Here is a 19,067-nt window from a genome sequence, read left to right as displayed (position 1 = left end):
TCACGATGTCAGCGCCCACCATCGCATAGCCTCGCCGCTACGCCTAGGATGAAGGGAAAAAGAACTCATTGCTCATGGTTAATATATGCCGCTAGAAGACGATTTCTGTGACATCCTGAAAAAATCACGTATGGGACAAGGGTTGTCGGTCGGCGACGTGGCCCGAATGACGGGTTTACCTGGCGGCGATATTACGGCGTTGGAACGAGGGGATCAACCGAAAGATCGTGCCGAGGTGCGCGCGTTGGCGAAGGCCTTGGGCTTGCGTGTGGAGCCGCTGGAGCAGATCGCGATCAATAAGTGGGAGCCGGTTGCCCAGTGTATGCCACCATGGGTGGAGATGGTGCAGGGGTCCGTCAGTGGGTATGGGGTCCAGGGGTACATCGTCGATGATGAGGGCGACGCGCTGTTGGTGGATACAGCCTATAACGCACCACTCATGCTGGAGCAGCTTCGCCGTCGTGGGTTGAGACTCCTCGGCATTTGTTTGACCCATGGCCATGCGGATCATGCCGATGGGATCGAACAGATTCTCGACCGGTATGAGGTTCCCGTCTACCTCGGACCAGAGGATGTGGAACTCCTCAGTTGGCGGCCACGGCGGGAATTGCTGGTGGCCCCGGATAATGATCTCATGATCAGGTTCGGCCGTCGCACGCTTCGATGTATGACGACGCCTGGCCATACGCCGGGGGGGATCTGTTACTGTGCGGATGATGTACAGGTACCGGTCTGTTTTGTGGGGGATACTCTCTTTGCTGGATCGATCGGGCGGTCTAATCCCAAAGCGTTGTATCCATCACACCTCAGTTCAGTCACTCACCGTGTGCTGACACTCTCGCCCGACTATCGTCTTTTCCCAGGACATGGACCGGCCACAACCGTAGAAGAAGAACTCGAGCACAATCCGTTTGCCGTGCTTTCCTAACCCGCATGATTCATGAACACTTCTGCTGCTATCCCTGATCCGCTGTTCCGACGAGCCTGCGGCTGGTGGGCTCGTCCTGCGGATCCTCGACGTACTGGACGAGTACGCCTCAGATTCTCCAGACTCCGCGCGCCGGTCTCACCACGCGGCTTGAGGGTTTCGTCCCTCGACGGTATTCAGGACCCCGCGCTAGTCGATGAGCAACGAACTGTCATGAATCATGCGGGCTAAGCAGAGTTGACATGGATGGCTTGGGACGAGAGGAACATCGAGAGCGTGAGAACAGGAGCGTTCTTGATGTGGGGGAACAACTTCCACCCCAGATCGTGAATGTCACGGAGGACGAAGACGAGGTTCCGCCGTCGTTTTTCTCCAAATGGACCTTGCCGATCGTCCTCTTTTTCCTGACGGTTTTTACGACGTTGTGGGCCGGCGCCTACCAAACCTACAATGGGCCGGCGCGCGGCCCGTTGAATTTTCTCCTGACGTCCCCTGAGATGCTCTGGCGGGGCATTCCGTTTGCCGGAGCCTTACTCTTTATCCTCACCACGCACGAGTTGGGGCACTATGTCTTGTCCAAGATTCACCGTGTGCCCGCCTCCTTGCCATTGTTCATTCCGGGCCTGCCGCATTTTATCGGGACCTTCGGCGCCATTATTCGCATGCGGGGTCCGATTCTGAGCCGCCGTGCGCTGTTCGATATCGGCGTCGCCGGTCCCTTGGCAGGGTTTGTGGTCGCCGTCGTGGCGTTGATCGTCGGTCTGAATCTCTCGACCGTGGTCGATCGAACCGCCACGTTGGGACTACAATTGGGTGAACCGTTGCTGTTGCAGTTCCTGTCCTGGCTGGTGATCGGGCCCCTTCCGCCGGAAGCCGACGTGGTGCTCCATCCGATCGGCTTTGCCGCCTGGTTCGGGCTCTTTGTGACGTCACTCAATCTCTTGCCGATCGGTCAACTCGACGGTGGCCATGTCGCCTATGCTCTCTGGGGCCGACGACAACGGATCATGGCGATGGTCTTTGTCCCAATATTATTGGTCTTGGGATTTGTCGGCTGGCCAGGCTGGTTGCTCTGGGCCTTCATGGCGGGATTTTGGGGCCTCGGCCATCCACCGGTCATGGACCCCTATGTGCCGTTAGGCCGAAATAGGACGATCGTCGGATGGATCGCCTTCGCGGTGTTTGTCGTCACCTTTGTGCCGGTGCCGTTTTCCATCCACTGACAAATTACTATGAACGTCTGATAGCGGCATTCAGTCAGTCTCACCCTTGCAACCAGATCATTGCGTATCTACGCGAGATGTACAGAAAAATTGGCTCTCAGCAGGCTCCATGCTGTTTTGACAGGTCACTCTTCGTCGGTTGTAGGGAAGGAGAACGTTATTTGATATGTGGATTCATACATGGCTACTCTACTCATAGCGCATGCCACGATAGCTGCACGAATTCTTCCAAATGTTTCAGACAATACAGAACGGGCCACAGGGATACCCTGTGGCCCGTTACTATCCACATATAAAGATCGAGGTCGTCACTCATCCGTGCGCATGAGCCGACGTACCCGCGGTACGAGGCATAAGAGCCCAGATCCCAATAGGAGCAAGGTCGACGGCTCAGGGACTGGCGCAGCTGAACCTGGTAGGCCCACAGTGAACCCGTGCCAAGCTTCCCCAGTCGGATTGATCCAGCTGATCGATGTGAATGTCCCTGGGAATAGAATGAGACCGTGCCCTTCTTCGCCTAGGAGTAGATCTCCAGGAAGAGACGCGAGAAACCCACTGCCCCAATAACCTGGTCCGGTATTGAGGACATTAAAGGGAACGGAAAAGTCGTAGGTCACTGCAGTTCCAGGCGCTCCCACACTTAAGAGGGCCATAACAGGATTTACGACGGGCGTAGAGAATGTCAATGTTTGAATTCCTGTCCCTGGGCCACCCGTCAATGCAATGATGTCACTGGACGGAGGCGGATTATCGACTGCAGGAGGTTGCGTGTAGGTGCTGGGGCTTACTGACCAATAATTTACCCCGCCGCCGGCTTGGGTAAAATAAATGTCTCCAGTAAAACTGACGGTGACTCCATTTGCGGACCCAGTACTTGTTGCACTGGGTCCAGAACCTGCCGAAGTCCAGTCCACCCAGGTGGTCGGCAACGCCAAGACATGTCCTGAGCTCAGAAGTGAAATCGAAAGAAAGACCCACATGCCCATACGTACTTTAATTCCCATTTCCTCTCCTCCACTTGGTTGATGCACACACGCCCCCACTCCACTCATGTCAAGAATTAGAAAAGGTCTGACAAATTGAATCTTTCAGCAAATCAACGCTCAAAACACTGGCGATTTGAATGGTTTGTTCTCGAAACTCCGAATTAAATCTGACTTTGTTTAAGCAGATATCATGCTAATTTGTAAGTATTTGTTATGTCTATCTATCTATCTATCACTTTCTGAGCGAGTGTAAAAACTCTTGACAAGACCAGCTTCTACGAGTGATGTCAGGTAAGACTACTAGTGATGTAAGTAATCGAAGTATTAGTATATTTATACAATTCCAGGTGGAGGGTATGGACTGTAAAAACTATTTACAGCGAGAAAAGACTCTTTACATCCAGTCCGAGTTGAAGGCAGGGAAAATCAACAGTTGGACAGGTCACAGGCTCGAAGACAAGTCGACAGCCCGGCTATGGTGTCGATTGAACGGATTGGCAAGGGCGAGCCAGTAGGCCGTGTCGGCAAAGACGACGTTCAAGAGGGAAGATGTTAAAGGGGCGGTTACCTTTATAGGCATCCAATCCAGATCACCGCTTGCTTTGCAGGACTTTATCATTCGGCTTTCAGGAGGCAGAGAAATTCAGTGATCGAAACGATTTCGACCGATTGAATCCGGCGAAGACTCAAGAGATCGTCGTCTCTGCTGACAAGCCAGCGGACTCCTGCCGCTGCCGCGCAGGCGATGAATTTGGCATCGTCTGGGTCTCGAACATAGGCAACAGTTGTCGGAATAGCTTTGACGGACTCTATAAAGGGGAGGAATTCCTCTTCGATCACGCTACGGATCTCCGCAGGTGTGAGTTCAAACTTTGGATAGGCGAGTACACGAATGTATCCATCGAGTATGGGAGCTGAGACGACCGGTCGAAGACGGCTGGAGTGCCAGGCCGAGACGAGTTGCGACGGTGGTCCAGAGAAGAGCAAGGCCGAGATGATGACGTCCGTGTCGAGCACGGCGCCGGTTTCGGCGTCCTCGTGCCCAGGCGATGGCGCGATCGACGTCAGCCGGCTCCATGCCTCGATTGTTGATCTTTCTCCGTACGGCCGCCAGTCGAGACCCTGTTTCTGTCATGGTGACAGGTTTGAGGATATCAGCACCCCGTCTTTGGTGGTGACATCGAAGTGCTCCGTGTTCGGAATGCCTTTTAGCGCATTCTTGGGCAACGTGACTTGATCCTTCGAGGTTTTTGGGGCCAGCATCATCCCCTCGCCAGTGAAGTAAGGATGTCGTATCCCACGGTATCCTGGCAAGTCAGAGACCAAGGGGGTGCGAGTAAGGTAGGAACAGAAGAATGCTCTCTGTCCAATGAAAGCATTGCGGTTGTTTATAAGATAGACAAATTCAGGAAGGAAAGCTTGTTGATTAACTAGTGACGGCCATTCCTGGCACGTCGAGGAGAGCGTCGTGCTCCATTGGACCTGCGAGCAAGGAGCCATTTTTTAAATGAAACTTGGCTTTCGCCTGACGGTCTACCCGCGAGGAGGCCTTCCACACTGATGTCCTCATCAAGCTTCTCCCAGTGAATCCCGTGCCCTCTACCGATCAATCGCCAACCCTTGCGCTCGACAGGTGTGGCGTGAATGAGGCGTGGGAACCAAGCAAGTGGCACGGAGAGGCTCCGTCCATCGCTCAAGTGGACGGTGAGCGTGTCTTCCGTCACGGTTACCGCTTTGGCTACCGGCAATGAGATTTCAACGGCCGAAGTATTCATTCCATGCCTCCACAAGGCTGCCCTCATGCTCGGTCACGAGTGTATGAATGCGGAGGATTTCCGAACGAGAAAATCCTCCGCTTTCTTGTAGCCGAATTGGATCAAGCCACAACTTTGCTACCTTATCTTCCCGTTCGATGTGTATATGCGGCGGTTCTTCTCGATCACCCGCATAAAAGAAAAACCGATACGGACCAGCCTTCAGAACTGTCGGCATGAATGTGCACTCACCTGCTCATGTTAGCACGTCTGTGTTCTCAAGCTGAAGTGATCTGCTGCTTCTCTTCGGATAGACTGGTTGGAGGTGGGAATAACTGTAGCCTTCTTGACATTTTCTTGTCCGATTCATCTCCCACTTTTAGAGTGGAGACATGATTGCCAGTGAGGCATCCACGGACCTCTGTCCGAAATGTCAGGCGCAACGGTCTGATGGAGCAGAGGAATGTATCCGCTGCGGGATTATCTTCTCAAAATACAAGCAGCTAGCGGCGAAGGGGCGTCTTTCACCATCTCGGCCAGCATTCACAGAGTCTAGGTGGTTCATAGCAGCCAAGGAATGGCTGATCGAATCAGACCAGACGACCGATTCGATGACGTTCTATGGTCGAGCTGCGGTGTTTCTGGGCATGGTCTGTTGGGGATGGACGTTCATGGTGACCCCGCTCGAGACTAATGACACCGGTGGATCATTTCTTCACCTGATCAATCTGCCGTTTCATGAGGCCGGCCACATTCTCTTTATCCCCTTTGGGCACTTCATGACGATTTTAGGAGGAACACTTGGCCAGATTCTCATGCCGATAATCTGTCTCGGCACATTTCTTGTGAAGACCCGTGATCCGTTTGGGGCAGCCGTGGCCCTCTGGTGGACGGCAGAGAGCCTGATGGATATCGCGCCCTACATCAACGATGCGCGGGCGATGGATCTGATGCTACTTGGTGGAGTAACCGGCAAGGAAACGGACGGACACGACTGGAACAACATCCTGACGATGCTGGACTTGTTGGAATGGGACCATCGCTTGGCTCACCTGACCTACAACCTTGGAATATTTTTGATGGTCGCTTCCTTCCTCTGGGGAGGCGCGCTCTTGCTACGGCACTATCGTCGGCTATCTACCTAGATCATCGTTCCACTCTCTGCTAATTCGTCTCGCTTTCAAGTCTTCATCATTCTTTGATGGCGCTACCAATCATTTTGACGCCATTTTTATGTCGAGGGGAGTAGCTTAATTGCTCATGGGGGATTTCGATGGACCTGATTTATGTTGGCCTGATTGTGGGCTTCTTCTTCCTTTCAAGATGGCTAATGTCGTGTTTGGAACGGCTCTGAGGGGGCAGTCATGAGGGCAACCTACGTGCTAGACGGAATTGTGTCGTTGGGCCTGTTGATCTACCTCTTCATCGCGTTGCTGAAGGCGGAGTGGTTCTGATGACGACGAATGCAATCCTCCAGGTGATTGTGTTTTTTGCCGTGCTGCTGACACTCGCGAAGCCCCTGGGCTGGTACATGACGCGAGTGTACGAAGGCAAACCCTGTGGCTTGGATCGTCTCTTCGGGCCCGTTGAACGCGTCATGTATCGGCTCGGTGGGATTCGATCTGCCGAGGAGATGAGCTGGAAAACGTACAGCCTGGCCATGCTGGTCTTCAATGCAGCCGGACTCCTATTTCTCTATGGCATACAGCGCCTACAGAATGTCTTGCCCCTCAACCAGGCCAATCTTGGCGCGGTCGCACCTGACATGGCTTTCAACACGGCCGCAAGCTTCACGACTAATACCAACTGGCAGGCTTACGGCGGAGAGACGACATTGAGCTATTTCACGCAGATGCTGGGCCTCACGGTACAGAACTTCCTCTCTGCTTCGACGGGAATGGCGGTGCTTGTTGCATTGATCCGAGGGTTGAGCCGTAGCACGTCCACGACACTTGGAAATTTTTGGAGCGACCTGGTCCGCGGCACGCTCTATATTCTTCTGCCTCTCGCTCTGCCGTTATCCGTTCTCTTGGTATCGCAGGGCGTCGTCCAGACCTTTGAGTCATATCAGACGGCGACTCTGCTGCAGCCGGCCGGTTACGACAAGTCCATGACCGACACGAACGGCATGCCGGTGCTCGATGAGCAGGGGAAACCGAAAACCGAGTCTGCCATCGCAATCGAGCAGATCCTTGCGGTGGGCCCGGCGGCATCCCAGATTGCCATTAAGCAACTCGGCACGAACGGAGGCGGTTTTTTTAACGCCAATTCCGCCCATCCGTTTGAGAACCCAACACCCTTGTCAAATTTCTTTGGAGTCTTGGCGATCCTCCTCATCCCAGCCGCGCTGTGCCACACGTTTGGCCTCATGGTGGGCGATACCCGCCAAGGCTGGGCGATTTTCGCCGCCATGACGTTCCTCCTTCTCAGTCTTACTCCGCTGGGCTTATGGGCCGAACAGCGGGGGAATCCCCTGCTGGCCGCTGTCGGAATCGATCAGCAGGCCCAGGTCAGCCAGGCCGGGGGCAATATGGAGGGGAAAGAAACGCGGTTCGGCATCGCCGAGTCGGTCTTGTGGTCCGCTGCGACGACCGCCGCTTCCAATGGGTCGGTCAATTCAATGCACGACTCGTATACGCCGTTGGGTGGACTCGTGCCCCTGTTCCTCATGCAGTTCGGCGAAGTCGTGTTTGGCGGTGTCGGCTCCGGATTGTACGGCATGATCGTCTTTGCGATCATTGCGGTGTTCATCGCAGGTTTGATGGTGGGACGGACGCCCGAATATCTCGGGAAGAAAATCGAGCCCTACGAGATGAAGATGGCTGCGCTGCTCATCCTCATCATGCCCCTTATCGTTCTGGGCTTCACGGCCGTCGCCGTCGGGACCGAAACTGGGCGATCGTCTCTGCTGAATCCCGGACCTCATGGGTTCAGCGAGGTTCTTTATGCCTATACGTCACAGGGCAATAACAACGGAAGCGCGTTCGCGGGGCTCAATGCGAACACTCCCTTCTACAACCTCACCGGCGGCGTCGCGATGCTGATTGCTCGGTACTGGCTCGCGATCCCGACCTTGGCCCTGGCAGGGTCCTTGGTGCGGAAGAAAGCGGTGCCGCCGGGATCTGGCACGCTGGCGACTCACACGCCGCTGTTTGTCACGCTCTTGATCGGAGTGGTGATTGTGGTTGGGGCGCTGACGTTCTTGCCGGCCCTGGCCCTCGGGCCATTGGTTGAACACCTGCTTATGTGACGGGGACAAATGAAGAGAACAGGGCTATGCGCATGGCAACGGAAGTGAAAAGACACCAGACCCGCTCCCTCTTTGATCAGAACATTCTTCGGCAGGCCTTATTAGATGCTTGTCGAAAACTGGATCCTCGCCATCAGGCCAAAAACCCGGTCATGCTCGTGGTGTGCGTTGGAAGCGTCTTGACGACCCTCCTGTTTCTGCAGGCGCTGGTCGGGGCGGGGGAAGCGCCGACTTGGTTCATTCTTGCCATTGCCCTCTGGCTCTGGTTCACCGTTCTGTTCGCAAACTTTGCGGAAGCTATGGCGGAAGGCCGTGGTAAAGCGCAAGCCGATTCGCTCCGGCGCACGCGCCGAGAGCTCACGGCCAAGAGGCTTGGTACGGTCGATCCGGGAAACGAGCACTATGCCATGTGGAACCGACAGTTCCAGCGGCGCGATACGTTCAGCGTGGTGTCGGCGAATCAGCTCAAGAAAGGTGATGTGGTTCTGGTCGAGGCAGGAGACATCATTCCAGTCGACGGCGAAGTCGTGGAGGGCGTCGCGTCAGTGAACGAGAGCGCCATTACCGGCGAGAGTGCGCCCGTCATTCGAGAAAGCGGCGGCGACCGCAGTGCCGTCACAGGAGGCACGAAGATTCTGTCCGATTGGCTTATCGTTCGTGTTACGGCCAGTTCAGGAGAAAGCTTCCTGGATCGGATGATCGCCATGGTGGAAGGAGCCAAACGCCAGAAAACGCCGAATGAAATCGCCCTCACTATTCTCCTCGCTGCTCTCACCATCATCTTTGTCTTGGCAACGGTGACTCTGTTGCCGTTCTCGCTCTACAGCGTGCAGGCCATGGGGAAAGGGACGCCGGTCACTGTCACTGTGTTGGTGGCACTCTTGGTCTGCCTGATCCCGACGACAATCGGCGCTCTTCTCTCCGCAATCGGGATTGCCGGCATGGATCGCATGGTGCAAGCCAACGTCATCGCGATGTCGGGAAAAGCCGTTGAAGCGGCGGGGGACGTGGACGTTCTGCTGCTGGATAAGACCGGTACCATCACGCTGGGAAACCGTCAGGCGACCGCCTTCCTTGCAGCGGAAGGAGCAGACATCCAGACGCTGGCCGACGCCGCCCAACTCTCATCGTTGGCGGATGAGACACCGGAGGGCCGCAGCATCGTTGTCTTGGCGAAAGAAAAGTATGGATTGCGCGCGCGCGATATTCATGAGATGGGCGCCACATTTATTCCTTTCACGGCTCAGACGCGGATGAGCGGGGTCAACCTTGACGGACGGCAGATCCGCAAGGGATCGGCGGATGCGATCGAAGCCTATGTGACGTCGCAGGGAGGACAGTTTTCTCAGGTTGTCCGGCTGAATGTCGAAACGATTGCCAAACAAGGCGGAACACCACTGGTGGTAGCAGAGAGGGACAAGGTGCTCGGGGTGATTGCGTTGCAAGACATCGTTAAGGGGGGGATCCGGGAGCGGTTCGGTGAACTACGCCGGATGGGCATCAAGACCGTCATGATCACCGGCGACAATCCACAAACAGCAGCAGCCGTGGCGGCGGAGGCCGGGGTGGATGATTTCCTGGCGCAGGCCACGCCGGAGGCAAAGCTAAAGTTGATCCGCGATCTTCAATCCGAAGGCCGCCTTGTGGCCATGACCGGGGACGGAACAAACGACGCGCCGGCCCTAGCACAGGCCGATGTGGCGGTCGCCATGAATACCGGAACGCAAGCAGCCAAAGAGGCTGGAAATTTAGTTGATCTGGATTCCAACCCAACAAAGCTCATCGAAATCGTGGAAATCGGGAAGCAGTTGCTCATGACACGCGGCGCCCTCACCACCTTCAGCATCGCCAACGATGTGGCCAAGTACTTCGCCATCATTCCCGCAGCCTTCGCCACGACCTATCCAGCGCTCAATACATTGAACGTGATGCAGTTGGCGACCCCCCAGAGCGCCGTCCTCTCCGCGGTCATCTTCAACGCGCTGATCATCATCGCGCTTATTCCGCTTGCGCTACGAGGCATCAAGTACCGACCCAGTGGCGCAGGATTCCTATTGCGACGGCATCTCTTGATCTATGGATTGGGGGGTATGGTGGTGCCCTTCGTCGGCATCAAGCTAATCGATATGATTCTGGTGGCCTTGCATCTTATTTAACATGGAAAACGATTAGGTCGTGAGGAGACAGGAGAGAGCTATGAAAGACCAAATAAGGCCCGCCCTGACCATGCTGTTACTTCTGACTGTCTTGACGGGGCTGGTCTATCCGCTGGCGGTTACCGGGCTGGCCCAACTGTTGTTCCCGGATCAGGCGAACGGCAGCTTGATCGTGCGTGAAGGTAGGGTGATCGGATCTAGGTTGAGCGGACAGTATTTTGACAAACCGGAGTATTTCTGGAGCCGACCGTCGGCGACCGCTCCATTTCCCTACAACGCCGCTGCGTCGGGCGGGTCGAACCTCGGACCTACCAACCCGGTGTTGATCGAGGCCGTCAACGCGCGAGTGGCCGCCTTGCGAGCCGCAGATCCGGGCAACGATTTGCCCATACCAGTCGACCTAGTTACCGCCTCCGGAAGCGGACTGGACCCTCACATCAGCCCGGCCGCAGCGTTCTACCAATTGGGAAGGGTGGCTCGTGCTCGAGGGATCGAGGAATCGGTCCTGCGGGATCTCGTTGCCCAATACACACAGGGCCGCCAGCTCGGCGTTCTTGGAGAACCACGAGTTCATGTTCTTCTACTGAATCTCGCCCTGGACGAGAGGCGTTAGTTGAAGCAGGCTCAGCTCTTGTTAGGATCAATCGTGCCGTTGACGCTCCTCTGAGCCTTCCCTAGAATCAATCGCCGGTCGTTCGTCTTAAACTTTGCATGCCTCGTTGCACGAAGAGCTGCTCGTATGAACCTACAACGACCAGATCCCGATGCACTGCTTCAGCGAGTTCAGGCCGAGGAAGCTCGGCAACACCAAGGAAAATTCAAGGTCTTTTTTGGTGCCAATCCCGGCGTCGGGAAAACCTACGCTATGCTGGAGGCGGCGCACGAGCAACGACGTGAGGGCATCGATGTCGTCATCGGTGTCGTCGAGACGCATGGTCGGGTGGAGACGGAGTCGCTGATCAATGGACTCGAGATCATCCCGCGCCGGGCCGTCGACCATCGTGGCACCGTACTGCAGGAATTCGACCTTGACGCGGCGCTCGCCCGCCACCCCACTGTTATCCTCATCGATGAACTCGCGCACAGCAATGCGCCGGGTATGCGCCACGCCAAACGCTGGCAGGATGTGCAGGAGTTATTGAAGGCCGGTATCACGGTCTATACCTCGGTGAACGTACAGCACTTGGAAAGCTTGAACGATGTGGTCGCGCAGATCACCGGCGTGCGGGTTCGTGAAACCCTACCGGATTCCGTGCTTGAGCGGGCTGATGACGTGGAGCTGATCGATCTCCCGCCGGATGATTTGCTTCAGCGCCTCAAAGAGGGGAAGGTATACGTCCCGGAGCAGATTCAGCATGCCATTCAACATTTCTTTGCGAAAGGTAATCTGATTGCGCTTCGAGAACTCGCTCTTCGCCGCACCGCCGAACGGGTCGATCAGCAGATGGAGGTCTACCGACGCGACCATGCCGTCGTACGAACCTGGCCGGCTGCGGAAACGATCTTGGTTTGTGTGAACATGAAGCAGCGTGGTCCGCGTTTGATCAGAGCCGCACGCCAGATGGCGACGGATCTTCATGCTAAATGGATCGCCGTGTACGTGCAGGTTCCTCGGCATCTCCGATCACCCCAGTCTGAACGCGACCGGCTGGTGCAGACCTTGCGGCTGGCGGAGCAGCTTGGAGCTGAAACGGTCACCTTAACGGGAGAGAATGTGGCTCAGGAGCTCTTGAATTACGCCCGGAGCCGGAACGCCACAAAGATTATCGTTGGAAAACCGGTGCGGGCTCCCTGGAAGGAGTGGATATTCGGATCCGTGGTCTCAGACCTTGTTCATCAGAGCGGCGAGATCGACATCTATGTCATCGCGGGAATGGGCGATGACAGACAACCCGCCGTAAGACGTGCTCATCAGGGTGCCGGGGATGTCGATGTATATGCTTACGGGGTTGCTGGTGTGTTGATGGCGACGGGGATCGACTGGTTGATGTTTCCTTATTTCGCGGCTGCGAACCTGATCATGATCTATCTCATTGCCGTGATCGGCGTTGCGATTCGTTGCGGTCGTGGGCCGTCGGTGTTCGCTTCTGTCCTGAGTGTGGCGGCGTTCGATTTCTTTTTCGTGCCGCCCTACTACTCCTTTGCCGTCTCCGATATTCAATACCTGTTGACCTTCGGCGTCATGCTGGTAGTGGCTCTGGTCATCAGCAACCTTGCCGTGCGTCTGCGCCAGCAAGCCGAGCTCGCCCGCTATCGAGAACGACGTACCGGCGTGCTCTATGCCATGAGTCGAGATCTCGCCACTCATCGGGGAACAGGGATGTTGGCCCAGCTCGCGGCCAACCATCTTCGAGATGTGTTCGACGCACATGTGGCCGTATTTCTTGCGGATGCTGACAATCGGGTGCAATTGCAGCGCGGAGAGCTCCTGTTTTTTGAGTTAAACCCAAAGGAGTCGGGTGTTGCTCAGTGGGTATACGACCACCATGAGCGAGCGGGACTCGGAACCGATACGCTGCCGGGAGCTAGCGCCCTCTATATGCCGTTGGTGGCTTCGTCCGGCTCGATCGGTGTCGTGGCGGTGCGGCCGAAAGACCCCGTGCTGTTACTCGATCCAGAGCATTTGCATTTGCTGGAGTCCCTGGTAAATCAAGTGGCCTTGGCAATTGAAAGGACTCGTTTATCCGATGAGGCTCAGCAAGCGCACGTGGCGGCAGAAGCTGAGCGGATGCGCAGTGCCATTCTCAGTTCGGTCTCTCATGACCTGCGAACGCCGCTTGCAACCATCAGCGGTGCTGCCGGCAGCTTGGTTGAAGGTCGGGAGGAGCTCAATGCCGCTGCCCGGCGGGAACTTGCTCGATCCATCTATCGAGAGGCTGATCGTCTTGATCGATTGCTCAAGAACCTTCTTGATATGATGCAACTTGAAGCCGGAGCCGTACGACTCAATAAAGAGTGGCACTCCCTGGATGAAATCATCGGTGCTGCCCTGGCCAGGCTCGAAGGACGATTGGAGGGTCATGCGGTCAGTACGGCGTTTCCGACCGATCTGCCGTTGGTATTTGTTGATGGAGTGCTTCTGGAGCAAGTCGTGATTAATCTTGTTGAAAACGCAGTGAAGTATACACCTCTGAGAAGTACGATGGATCTGTCTGCGTCGGTCAGCGATCACGAAGTCATTGTTGAGGTTGCTGATCGTGGACCTGGAATCCCTCCCGGAGAGGAGTCTCGTATTTTTGACAAGTTCTATCGTGGCAAATCTGCGCGAGAAGGAGGCGTCGGACTGGGGCTGACGATTTGTCGCGGCATCGTTGAAGCACATGGCGGGCGTATTTGGGTGGAGAATCGGCCGGGAGGCGGCGCTCTCTTTCAGTTCACCATTCCATTATCGGAGAAGCAGCCGGCCGTCGAAATGGAGCAGGCACAGGTTTGATGAGCCGACCGGCTTATCCGAATGTGGTAGTCCAGTCCAGGAAATCTCATGTCTCAGGAAGCAGCGATCCTCTTGATCGAGGACGAACCAGAAATCCGACGTTTTCTCAGGACGACCTTGCCTGCACATGGTTTTCGACTCTACGAAGCCATGACGGGCAAGGATGGACTCGCAGAAGCGAAAGCAAGGAATCCGGATCTCATCCTGCTTGACTTAGGACTCCCTGACCTCGAGGGAAACGAGGTGATCCGCCAGATAAGGGATTGGACCACAACGCCTATTATCGTCCTGTCTGCTCGCGACCAAGAACATGCAAAAGTCGCTGCCCTCGACCTTGGTGCCGACGACTATGTGACGAAGCCATTCGGGGTACAGGAACTTCTCGCACGGGTGCGAACAGCGCTCCGACATGCGGCACAATCTGCCGATGCCCCTGACTCGGTATTTGTGCTCGGCGATCTGAAGGTCGATCTCGGGCGGCGACAGGTATTTGTCTCAGGGAAGGAGGTTCATCTCACACCGATTGAATACAGGCTTCTTACTACGCTGATCAGGTACGCCGGGAAAGTGCTGACTCATCGCCAGCTGCTAAAGGAAGTCTGGGGGCCCCTCCATGTGGAGGAAGGACACTACCTACGGGTCTACATGCGTCAGTTGCGTAACAAATTGGAGAGAACTCCCGCCCATCCTCGGTATCTCATGACGGAACTGGGGGTTGGTTATCGGCTCCGGATGGAATGACCCACGTCCTACTCCTTCGCGTTCCGCCGACATTCACCTCTTCGGTTTTTATCCCATTTTGATACCTGACAACGTATAGTTTGTGAGCGAGGCGTGGAAATAGGTTTTTCGCACTTGGTGAACGTTTATGATGCGGACGCCGTGCATCTCTTTGGACAATTAATATGAAGATCGTGAACCATGGGCGCCGTTGGGCCAACGGTATCGGCTGGTTTTTGGTCGTATGGGGGGGGGGCGCGACGATGTCTGTGTGTGAGGCTCAAGATCTCAGTCAACGATCAGCAGAACGCGCAGCAACTATGCCCAGTCCTGTCGGCTCCACGGAGACTGTTACGACCGGCTGGCACTATGGGGCGTATGTGGATGTGGGGTATATCGGGAATTTGAATACCCCCGACAACCATCTCTGGCGAAGCCGCGCCACCGCTTCTCATCACAACGAGCTCTCTCCCAACATGGGACTGGCCTATGTGCGCAAGGATGCGAGAGAGACGTCACGTTGGGGTATGGAACTGGGTTTCCAGGGAGGGCGAGACTCCGAAGAGTTTGCGTTCTTGGTGGGCGAGAGACGCGTCGAGGGATCGGATGTGCTCCGACATCTTCATCGTGCGAATGTGTCGTATCTTGCTCCGGTCGGCAAAGGGCTGGCGATCACCGCCGGTCTATTCAACAGTTTGATGGGGTATGAGTCGCTCTATGCAAAAGACAATGCCAACTACACGCGATCATGGATTGCGGACAACACGCCGTATATGATGTTTGGCGTGAATGCCCAGTATCCTGTGAGCGACGTTCTCACCGTCACGGCCTTTGTCGTGAACAGTTATTATCATCTTGCCCATCCTAACGATCACCCTAGTTATGGAGGTCGATGGATCTGGAAAGCCACACCACGATTCACCCTCATGCAGACACTTTATGCAGGACCGGACCAAGCAAATACGTCGATGGAGTTCTGGCGATTGTACGGCAATCAGATCCTAGAATGGAAAGGCGACGACGTGACTATCGCGGCGTCTCTCGATATTGGAACTGAACGCATTGCAAGTCAGTCGGGTAATCCCCGAGCCTTTGTTATGGGTGGCAACCTGGTTGTGAGGTGGCATGTCACCGGTCCCTGGTCTGTGGCCCTGCGCCCAGAATTCTACTGGGATCGGAATGGTCGATGGACCGGTGCGGAACAGTTCGTGAAAGCCATTACTTCCACAGTCGAGTACCAGCTCTCTTATAAATGGGCGAATACGATTGTGCGGGTGGAACATCGTTATGACGACTCAACTGGGGTGGGAGGTGGGTTTTTCAAGAACGGTGAGATCCGTCCCGGTGTCGCCGGTCTTACTCCTGGGCAGCATCTCTTCTTGCTGGGGGTCCTGTTGAGCTTCGATTCGCCCTAATACCCTGCCGTGTGACACAATTTCTATCTAAGGAGTCGCAACTGCTCGGTGACATGTCTGCTAAGTGTCTGGATAGCCAGACTCTTCGCGTCGCGCAATGGAGTCTTGTCCTCGATGAAGGCCGCTGCCCCTACCGTCTTCGATCGTCCTTCCACTGCCTGAATAAGAGCATGCCAGTCGGAGCGAGTCGCCAACAGGCTTCCTGTGGCCATCACGAGTGCAGCGCTTTCGGTGCCAGGGACAAGATAGGCCCCGAGGAGGGTTGGGTACAACCAGGCAAGGCGGTTGTTGTACCGGTCGATGGCCGCGATTCCATCAATGATGAGCACGACGTCCGCTCCAAACCGAGCCCCTGCCTGTTTGATTTCTTTGATGTCATCACCGCGTAATCTGACATCCGTCAGTACGAACATGTCCGCAAGGAGCTGTTCATCGCGTAATGGTGCTAATTCGCGGAGGAGCTGATCCCGATCTGCGCTCAGCCACTTGACCTTCCTGATGGATGGTGTATCGGGAACATCATGTTTAGCAAAAAAGACTCCGAGGCGAAACGGCGGGGAGGGATGCGCGATTTGATGTAAGACCGATTGGTTTTCTAGGTTTGAGAGAGAATCGAGATGGAGAGCTTCGCGCATCGCAGCTTGATCAAACCCTCGACTGCCCGCACAGCCAGCCAGCCCTGCCGCGATCAGCGCCAGGGAAATTCTAAAGGAATATTGGGTTATCTGCCTGCAGAGCCGTCGCATCTTAGGCCACCTGTTAGAATCCGCTTCCCCCTCCGCCACCAAAGCCTCCCCCCGACGATCCGGCGGATGACCTCCCGCTACGGAAGCCGGACCCACTAGAACTTCTTGGTGCAGAGGTCATCATCGCCCCGGTTGTGGTCGACATCCGCGAGAGATTGTCGACAAAGCGGTGAGGGCGAAAGTCAGCGAGATCCCGTCCTTGATACCAGGTGGGCGGTTGCGTGTAAATGCCCTCGAAGGCGCGGGCCCAATTGTGCTCCACGCCCAAAGCCATGGCAAAGGGCAGGTACTTCTCAAACATCTGAGGAGTCTTGATGACTCGATCAAAACGATCGGACTCAACTCGGGTCAGGAATTCCTCGAAGCCAAGTATCTGCTCCAACACCCAAGTGCCACGAATCGTTCTCGCAGGCATCAACCATCCGAATCCCATGATGATCGTGCTGGACAGCAGCCCCCCTGCGAGACCGGTCTGGAGTGCCAGCCCATAGTGCTCCTGGAGGAATGCTGCTCCGTAGAGTGACGCGACTACAGTAGCGATACCGATGGCCACATAGGTGTACCGGACGCGATCCGGCCGACTCGCATAGTATCCCTTCTGCAGGAGTTGCTCGAGAAGGGATGACTTGATTCCATCAAGATAGGTGTAGAAGCGATGGTTCAGATCTGAGAGGGCAACGACTGTCACCTGACCGTTCGCAAAGATTCCGTTCATGATGGTCTGTTCATGCGGCTTGAGCTCCGTCCACTCCCCGGAGAACTTCACTTGGTGCAGAGAGAACTCTGTGCTTGACCACAAGCCGAGGAGCTGGGGTTCCTGGCATTCCTCAATGCGGACAAATCCGCGAACGGCGAGGTCCACCACGGTTGCCGTGATATCGCGAAGATCCGGCGAGTTGTCAATAAGAGTTCCGATCTCGGCGGGTGTCAGCTGTCCCGGAGGTTCATACGCGACCGTGATGGGACGTCGATGTGGATCACGGCCTCGCAGATACCACAGACGCCACATCAGACCAAAGACGCCGATCGGGAGGACCAACGGCCAGTTGGATCGGAGAAAGAAACCAGTCAAGTTCAGCGAACTTGGCTCGATGACGAGTCCCTTATCCCAGCCGACCACAGCCGTGAGCCCCTCACGAAAGCCGAGTGGGCGCGTCATCCGATAGCGAATTTCAGGGCCGGTAATACTGACATCCGCTTGTTGCTCACGTGCTCCGTAGGCACCGCTGAACGCGAGAGCTTTGATACCTGTCGCTCTGGGAGGAAGAAGAATTCGTGCCTCCGCTGATTCGATCGGCACGTCCCATTCGTCGCCGGTCACGTTCCAGTACAGTTCGTCGTGTTCTTCAAAGTATTTCAGCCCATTAGATACCCTATAGGTCAGAATCAGCGTCTTGGTGGTGTCCTGAGCACCAGGCAACCAGATCGTAAAGACTTGATAATGCCGATCGTGAGCACTCTCATATTTCAGCGGGACATGGTGCTCGTCCGTGGCACTGACGAGATTCAACCATAAGGTGTAATTGAATCCTTGCGGAGTTCGATATTCGATCGGGATCTCACGTTTCAACCCGTTCCACGAACCTGTAAATCGAGGGCGGATCGTTTCGGTGACGATGAGGTCCCCATCCGTAAGCACCTGAATCTCGGTGTGGAACTGTTCGATGACCATCGTCCGTCCCTGTGCGGGAGGACTGACGATCAGGACGACACCGACCACAAGCCACAGGGTGATGAGTATGGGGGGAAATCCGGATCTGAGGATCGATGCGGTGTGCCTTATCACGGGGCCGATCAGTGTGTCTGCTCAAAGCTGACTTGTGGCACGCCGCGCTCTGCGCTCTCGACGAGCTCAAAGAATTCACGTGTCTTAAAGCTGAAGAGATTTGCGATCATATTGGAAGGGAATTCCTGGATCTTGGTGTTCAGGTCTCGGACCACGGCGTTGTAGTAGCGACGAGCATTCTGCAGGGCTTCTTCTATTTGGTTGAGGGAAGTCTGGAGGTGTGTGAAGCTTTCGACCGCACGCAGTTGCGGATAGGCTTCGGCGATGGCAAACAAGGATTTCAAGGATTGCGCCAATATGCCTTCTGCTTCAGCCTTTGCGGAGGGAGTAGTCGCTGACATCGCGCGGTTGCGGGCCGAGATTACCGCTTCGAGGGTCTGTTTCTCATGGCCTGCATAGCCTTTTACCGTTTCGACCAGATTGGGAACGAGATCATGCCGTCGCTTGAGTTGTACATCGATGTCTGCCCAGGCATTCTCAGACTGAACCTTCAACCGCACCAGGCTGTTATAGGTACCGATGACAAGCAGTACACCCAATGCCACAATGATCAAGGGAATCCATGTCATGGGTGCTCCGTTGCAGGGGTATTCAGAAGTCGGGAACTTGCAGAAACTATATCGCTGGGTCGGGGTGCTGTAAAGAAAAGGGAGGATAGCCGACACCAGGC

At 55.6% G+C, this 19,067-nt stretch carries 17 protein-coding genes; 10 read left to right on the top strand and 7 right to left on the bottom strand.

The window, feature by feature from the left end; translation table 11 throughout:
* The first annotated feature begins 85 nt into the window (after positions 1 to 85).
* Together COMA1_RS01985 and COMA1_RS01980 are read left to right on the top strand one after the other, a co-directional pair.
* Entirely contained in the window at positions 86 to 928 is an 843-nt protein-coding gene (locus COMA1_RS01985; RefSeq protein ID WP_090743014.1) for an MBL fold metallo-hydrolase, read from the top strand.
* 242 nt (positions 929 to 1,170) lie between these two features.
* A complete protein-coding gene (locus tag COMA1_RS01980) occupies positions 1,171 to 2,151 on the top strand; it encodes a site-2 protease family protein (protein ID WP_141654181.1) in 981 nt (326 codons plus the stop codon).
* A gap of 308 nt (positions 2,152 to 2,459) precedes the next feature.
* Here COMA1_RS01980 and COMA1_RS01975 read toward each other — a convergent pair whose 3' ends face one another.
* The 4 genes from COMA1_RS01975 to COMA1_RS01960 form a co-directional block, all read right to left on the bottom strand.
* Positions 2,460 to 3,155, bottom strand: coding sequence for a PEP-CTERM sorting domain-containing protein (locus tag COMA1_RS01975; RefSeq protein ID WP_176697778.1), 696 nt, complete (start codon positions 3,153 to 3,155; stop codon positions 2,460 to 2,462).
* 597 nt (positions 3,156 to 3,752) lie between these two features.
* The gene (locus COMA1_RS01970) at positions 3,753 to 4,154 is read right to left on the bottom strand and encodes a putative toxin-antitoxin system toxin component, PIN family (RefSeq protein ID WP_176697777.1); all 402 of its coding nucleotides are present in this window, start codon (positions 4,152 to 4,154) and stop codon (positions 3,753 to 3,755) included.
* 413 nt (positions 4,155 to 4,567) lie between these two features.
* Positions 4,568 to 4,912 carry a DUF2442 domain-containing protein gene (locus tag COMA1_RS01965; RefSeq protein ID WP_090743006.1) on the bottom strand — a complete coding sequence of 115 codons (345 nt, stop codon included), beginning with the start codon at positions 4,910 to 4,912 and terminating at the stop codon, positions 4,568 to 4,570.
* Positions 4,893 to 5,129 (bottom strand): DUF4160 domain-containing protein, encoded by a 237-nt coding sequence (locus tag COMA1_RS01960; RefSeq protein WP_090743003.1) that lies wholly within the window; start codon positions 5,127 to 5,129, stop codon positions 4,893 to 4,895. The genes COMA1_RS01965 and COMA1_RS01960 overlap by 20 nt, the downstream gene beginning before the upstream one ends.
* 154 nt (positions 5,130 to 5,283) lie before the next feature.
* Between COMA1_RS01960 and COMA1_RS01955 the strand changes: the two genes are divergently transcribed.
* The 8 genes from COMA1_RS01955 to COMA1_RS01920 all read left to right on the top strand — a co-directional run bounded on the left by COMA1_RS01955 (position 5,284) and on the right by COMA1_RS01920 (position 15,865).
* A complete protein-coding gene (locus COMA1_RS01955; protein ID WP_090743000.1) occupies positions 5,284 to 6,036 on the top strand; it encodes a zinc ribbon domain-containing protein in 753 nt (250 codons plus the stop codon).
* A gap of 219 nt (positions 6,037 to 6,255) precedes the next feature.
* Entirely contained in the window at positions 6,256 to 6,345 is a 90-nt protein-coding gene (gene kdpF / locus COMA1_RS01950) for a K(+)-transporting ATPase subunit F (protein WP_090742997.1), read from the top strand.
* The gene (gene kdpA / locus COMA1_RS01945) at positions 6,345 to 8,141 is read left to right on the top strand and encodes a potassium-transporting ATPase subunit KdpA (protein ID WP_090742994.1); all 1,797 of its coding nucleotides are present in this window, start codon (positions 6,345 to 6,347) and stop codon (positions 8,139 to 8,141) included. The genes kdpF and kdpA overlap by 1 nt, the downstream gene beginning before the upstream one ends.
* A gap of 32 nt (positions 8,142 to 8,173) precedes the next feature.
* Positions 8,174 to 10,297: a potassium-transporting ATPase subunit KdpB gene (kdpB, locus tag COMA1_RS01940; protein WP_090746745.1), complete on the top strand. Its 2,124-nt coding sequence runs from the start codon at positions 8,174 to 8,176 to the stop codon at positions 10,295 to 10,297.
* A 40-nt stretch (positions 10,298 to 10,337) separates the two neighbouring features.
* Positions 10,338 to 10,910, top strand: a complete 573-nt coding sequence (kdpC, locus tag COMA1_RS01935; RefSeq protein WP_090742991.1) for a potassium-transporting ATPase subunit KdpC — start codon at positions 10,338 to 10,340, stop codon at positions 10,908 to 10,910.
* 126 nt (positions 10,911 to 11,036) lie between these two features.
* Positions 11,037 to 13,730 (top strand): sensor histidine kinase, encoded by a 2,694-nt coding sequence (locus COMA1_RS01930; RefSeq protein ID WP_090742988.1) that lies wholly within the window; start codon positions 11,037 to 11,039, stop codon positions 13,728 to 13,730.
* Between the two features lie 48 nt (positions 13,731 to 13,778).
* Positions 13,779 to 14,471 carry a response regulator gene (locus tag COMA1_RS01925; protein WP_090742982.1) on the top strand — a complete coding sequence of 231 codons (693 nt, stop codon included), beginning with the start codon at positions 13,779 to 13,781 and terminating at the stop codon, positions 14,469 to 14,471.
* A gap of 164 nt (positions 14,472 to 14,635) precedes the next feature.
* Positions 14,636 to 15,865, top strand: a complete 1,230-nt coding sequence (locus COMA1_RS01920) for an outer membrane beta-barrel protein (RefSeq protein WP_245630811.1) — start codon at positions 14,636 to 14,638, stop codon at positions 15,863 to 15,865.
* A 23-nt stretch (positions 15,866 to 15,888) separates the two neighbouring features.
* On the opposite strand, the gene COMA1_RS01915 is transcribed toward COMA1_RS01920, so the two are convergent.
* Genes COMA1_RS01915 through COMA1_RS01905 form a run of 3 tightly spaced genes read right to left on the bottom strand, consistent with a single transcriptional unit; the run spans position 15,889 to position 18,966 of the window.
* Positions 15,889 to 16,611: a hypothetical protein gene (locus tag COMA1_RS01915; RefSeq protein WP_090742979.1), complete on the bottom strand. Its 723-nt coding sequence runs from the start codon at positions 16,609 to 16,611 to the stop codon at positions 15,889 to 15,891.
* A gap of 13 nt (positions 16,612 to 16,624) precedes the next feature.
* The gene (locus tag COMA1_RS01910) at positions 16,625 to 18,397 is read right to left on the bottom strand and encodes a DUF2207 domain-containing protein (RefSeq protein WP_141654180.1); all 1,773 of its coding nucleotides are present in this window, start codon (positions 18,395 to 18,397) and stop codon (positions 16,625 to 16,627) included.
* An 8-nt stretch (positions 18,398 to 18,405) separates the two neighbouring features.
* Positions 18,406 to 18,966, bottom strand: a complete 561-nt coding sequence (locus tag COMA1_RS01905) for a LemA family protein (protein ID WP_090742973.1) — start codon at positions 18,964 to 18,966, stop codon at positions 18,406 to 18,408.
* Between the last annotated feature and the right edge of the window lie 101 nt (positions 18,967 to 19,067).

The organism is Candidatus Nitrospira nitrosa, assembly GCF_001458735.1.
Taxonomy (GTDB): Bacteria; Nitrospirota; Nitrospiria; order Nitrospirales; family Nitrospiraceae; genus Nitrospira_D; species Nitrospira_D nitrosa.
The sequence above is the reverse complement of the archived record's forward strand: the minus strand, read 5'-3'. Positions and strand labels throughout refer to the sequence as shown.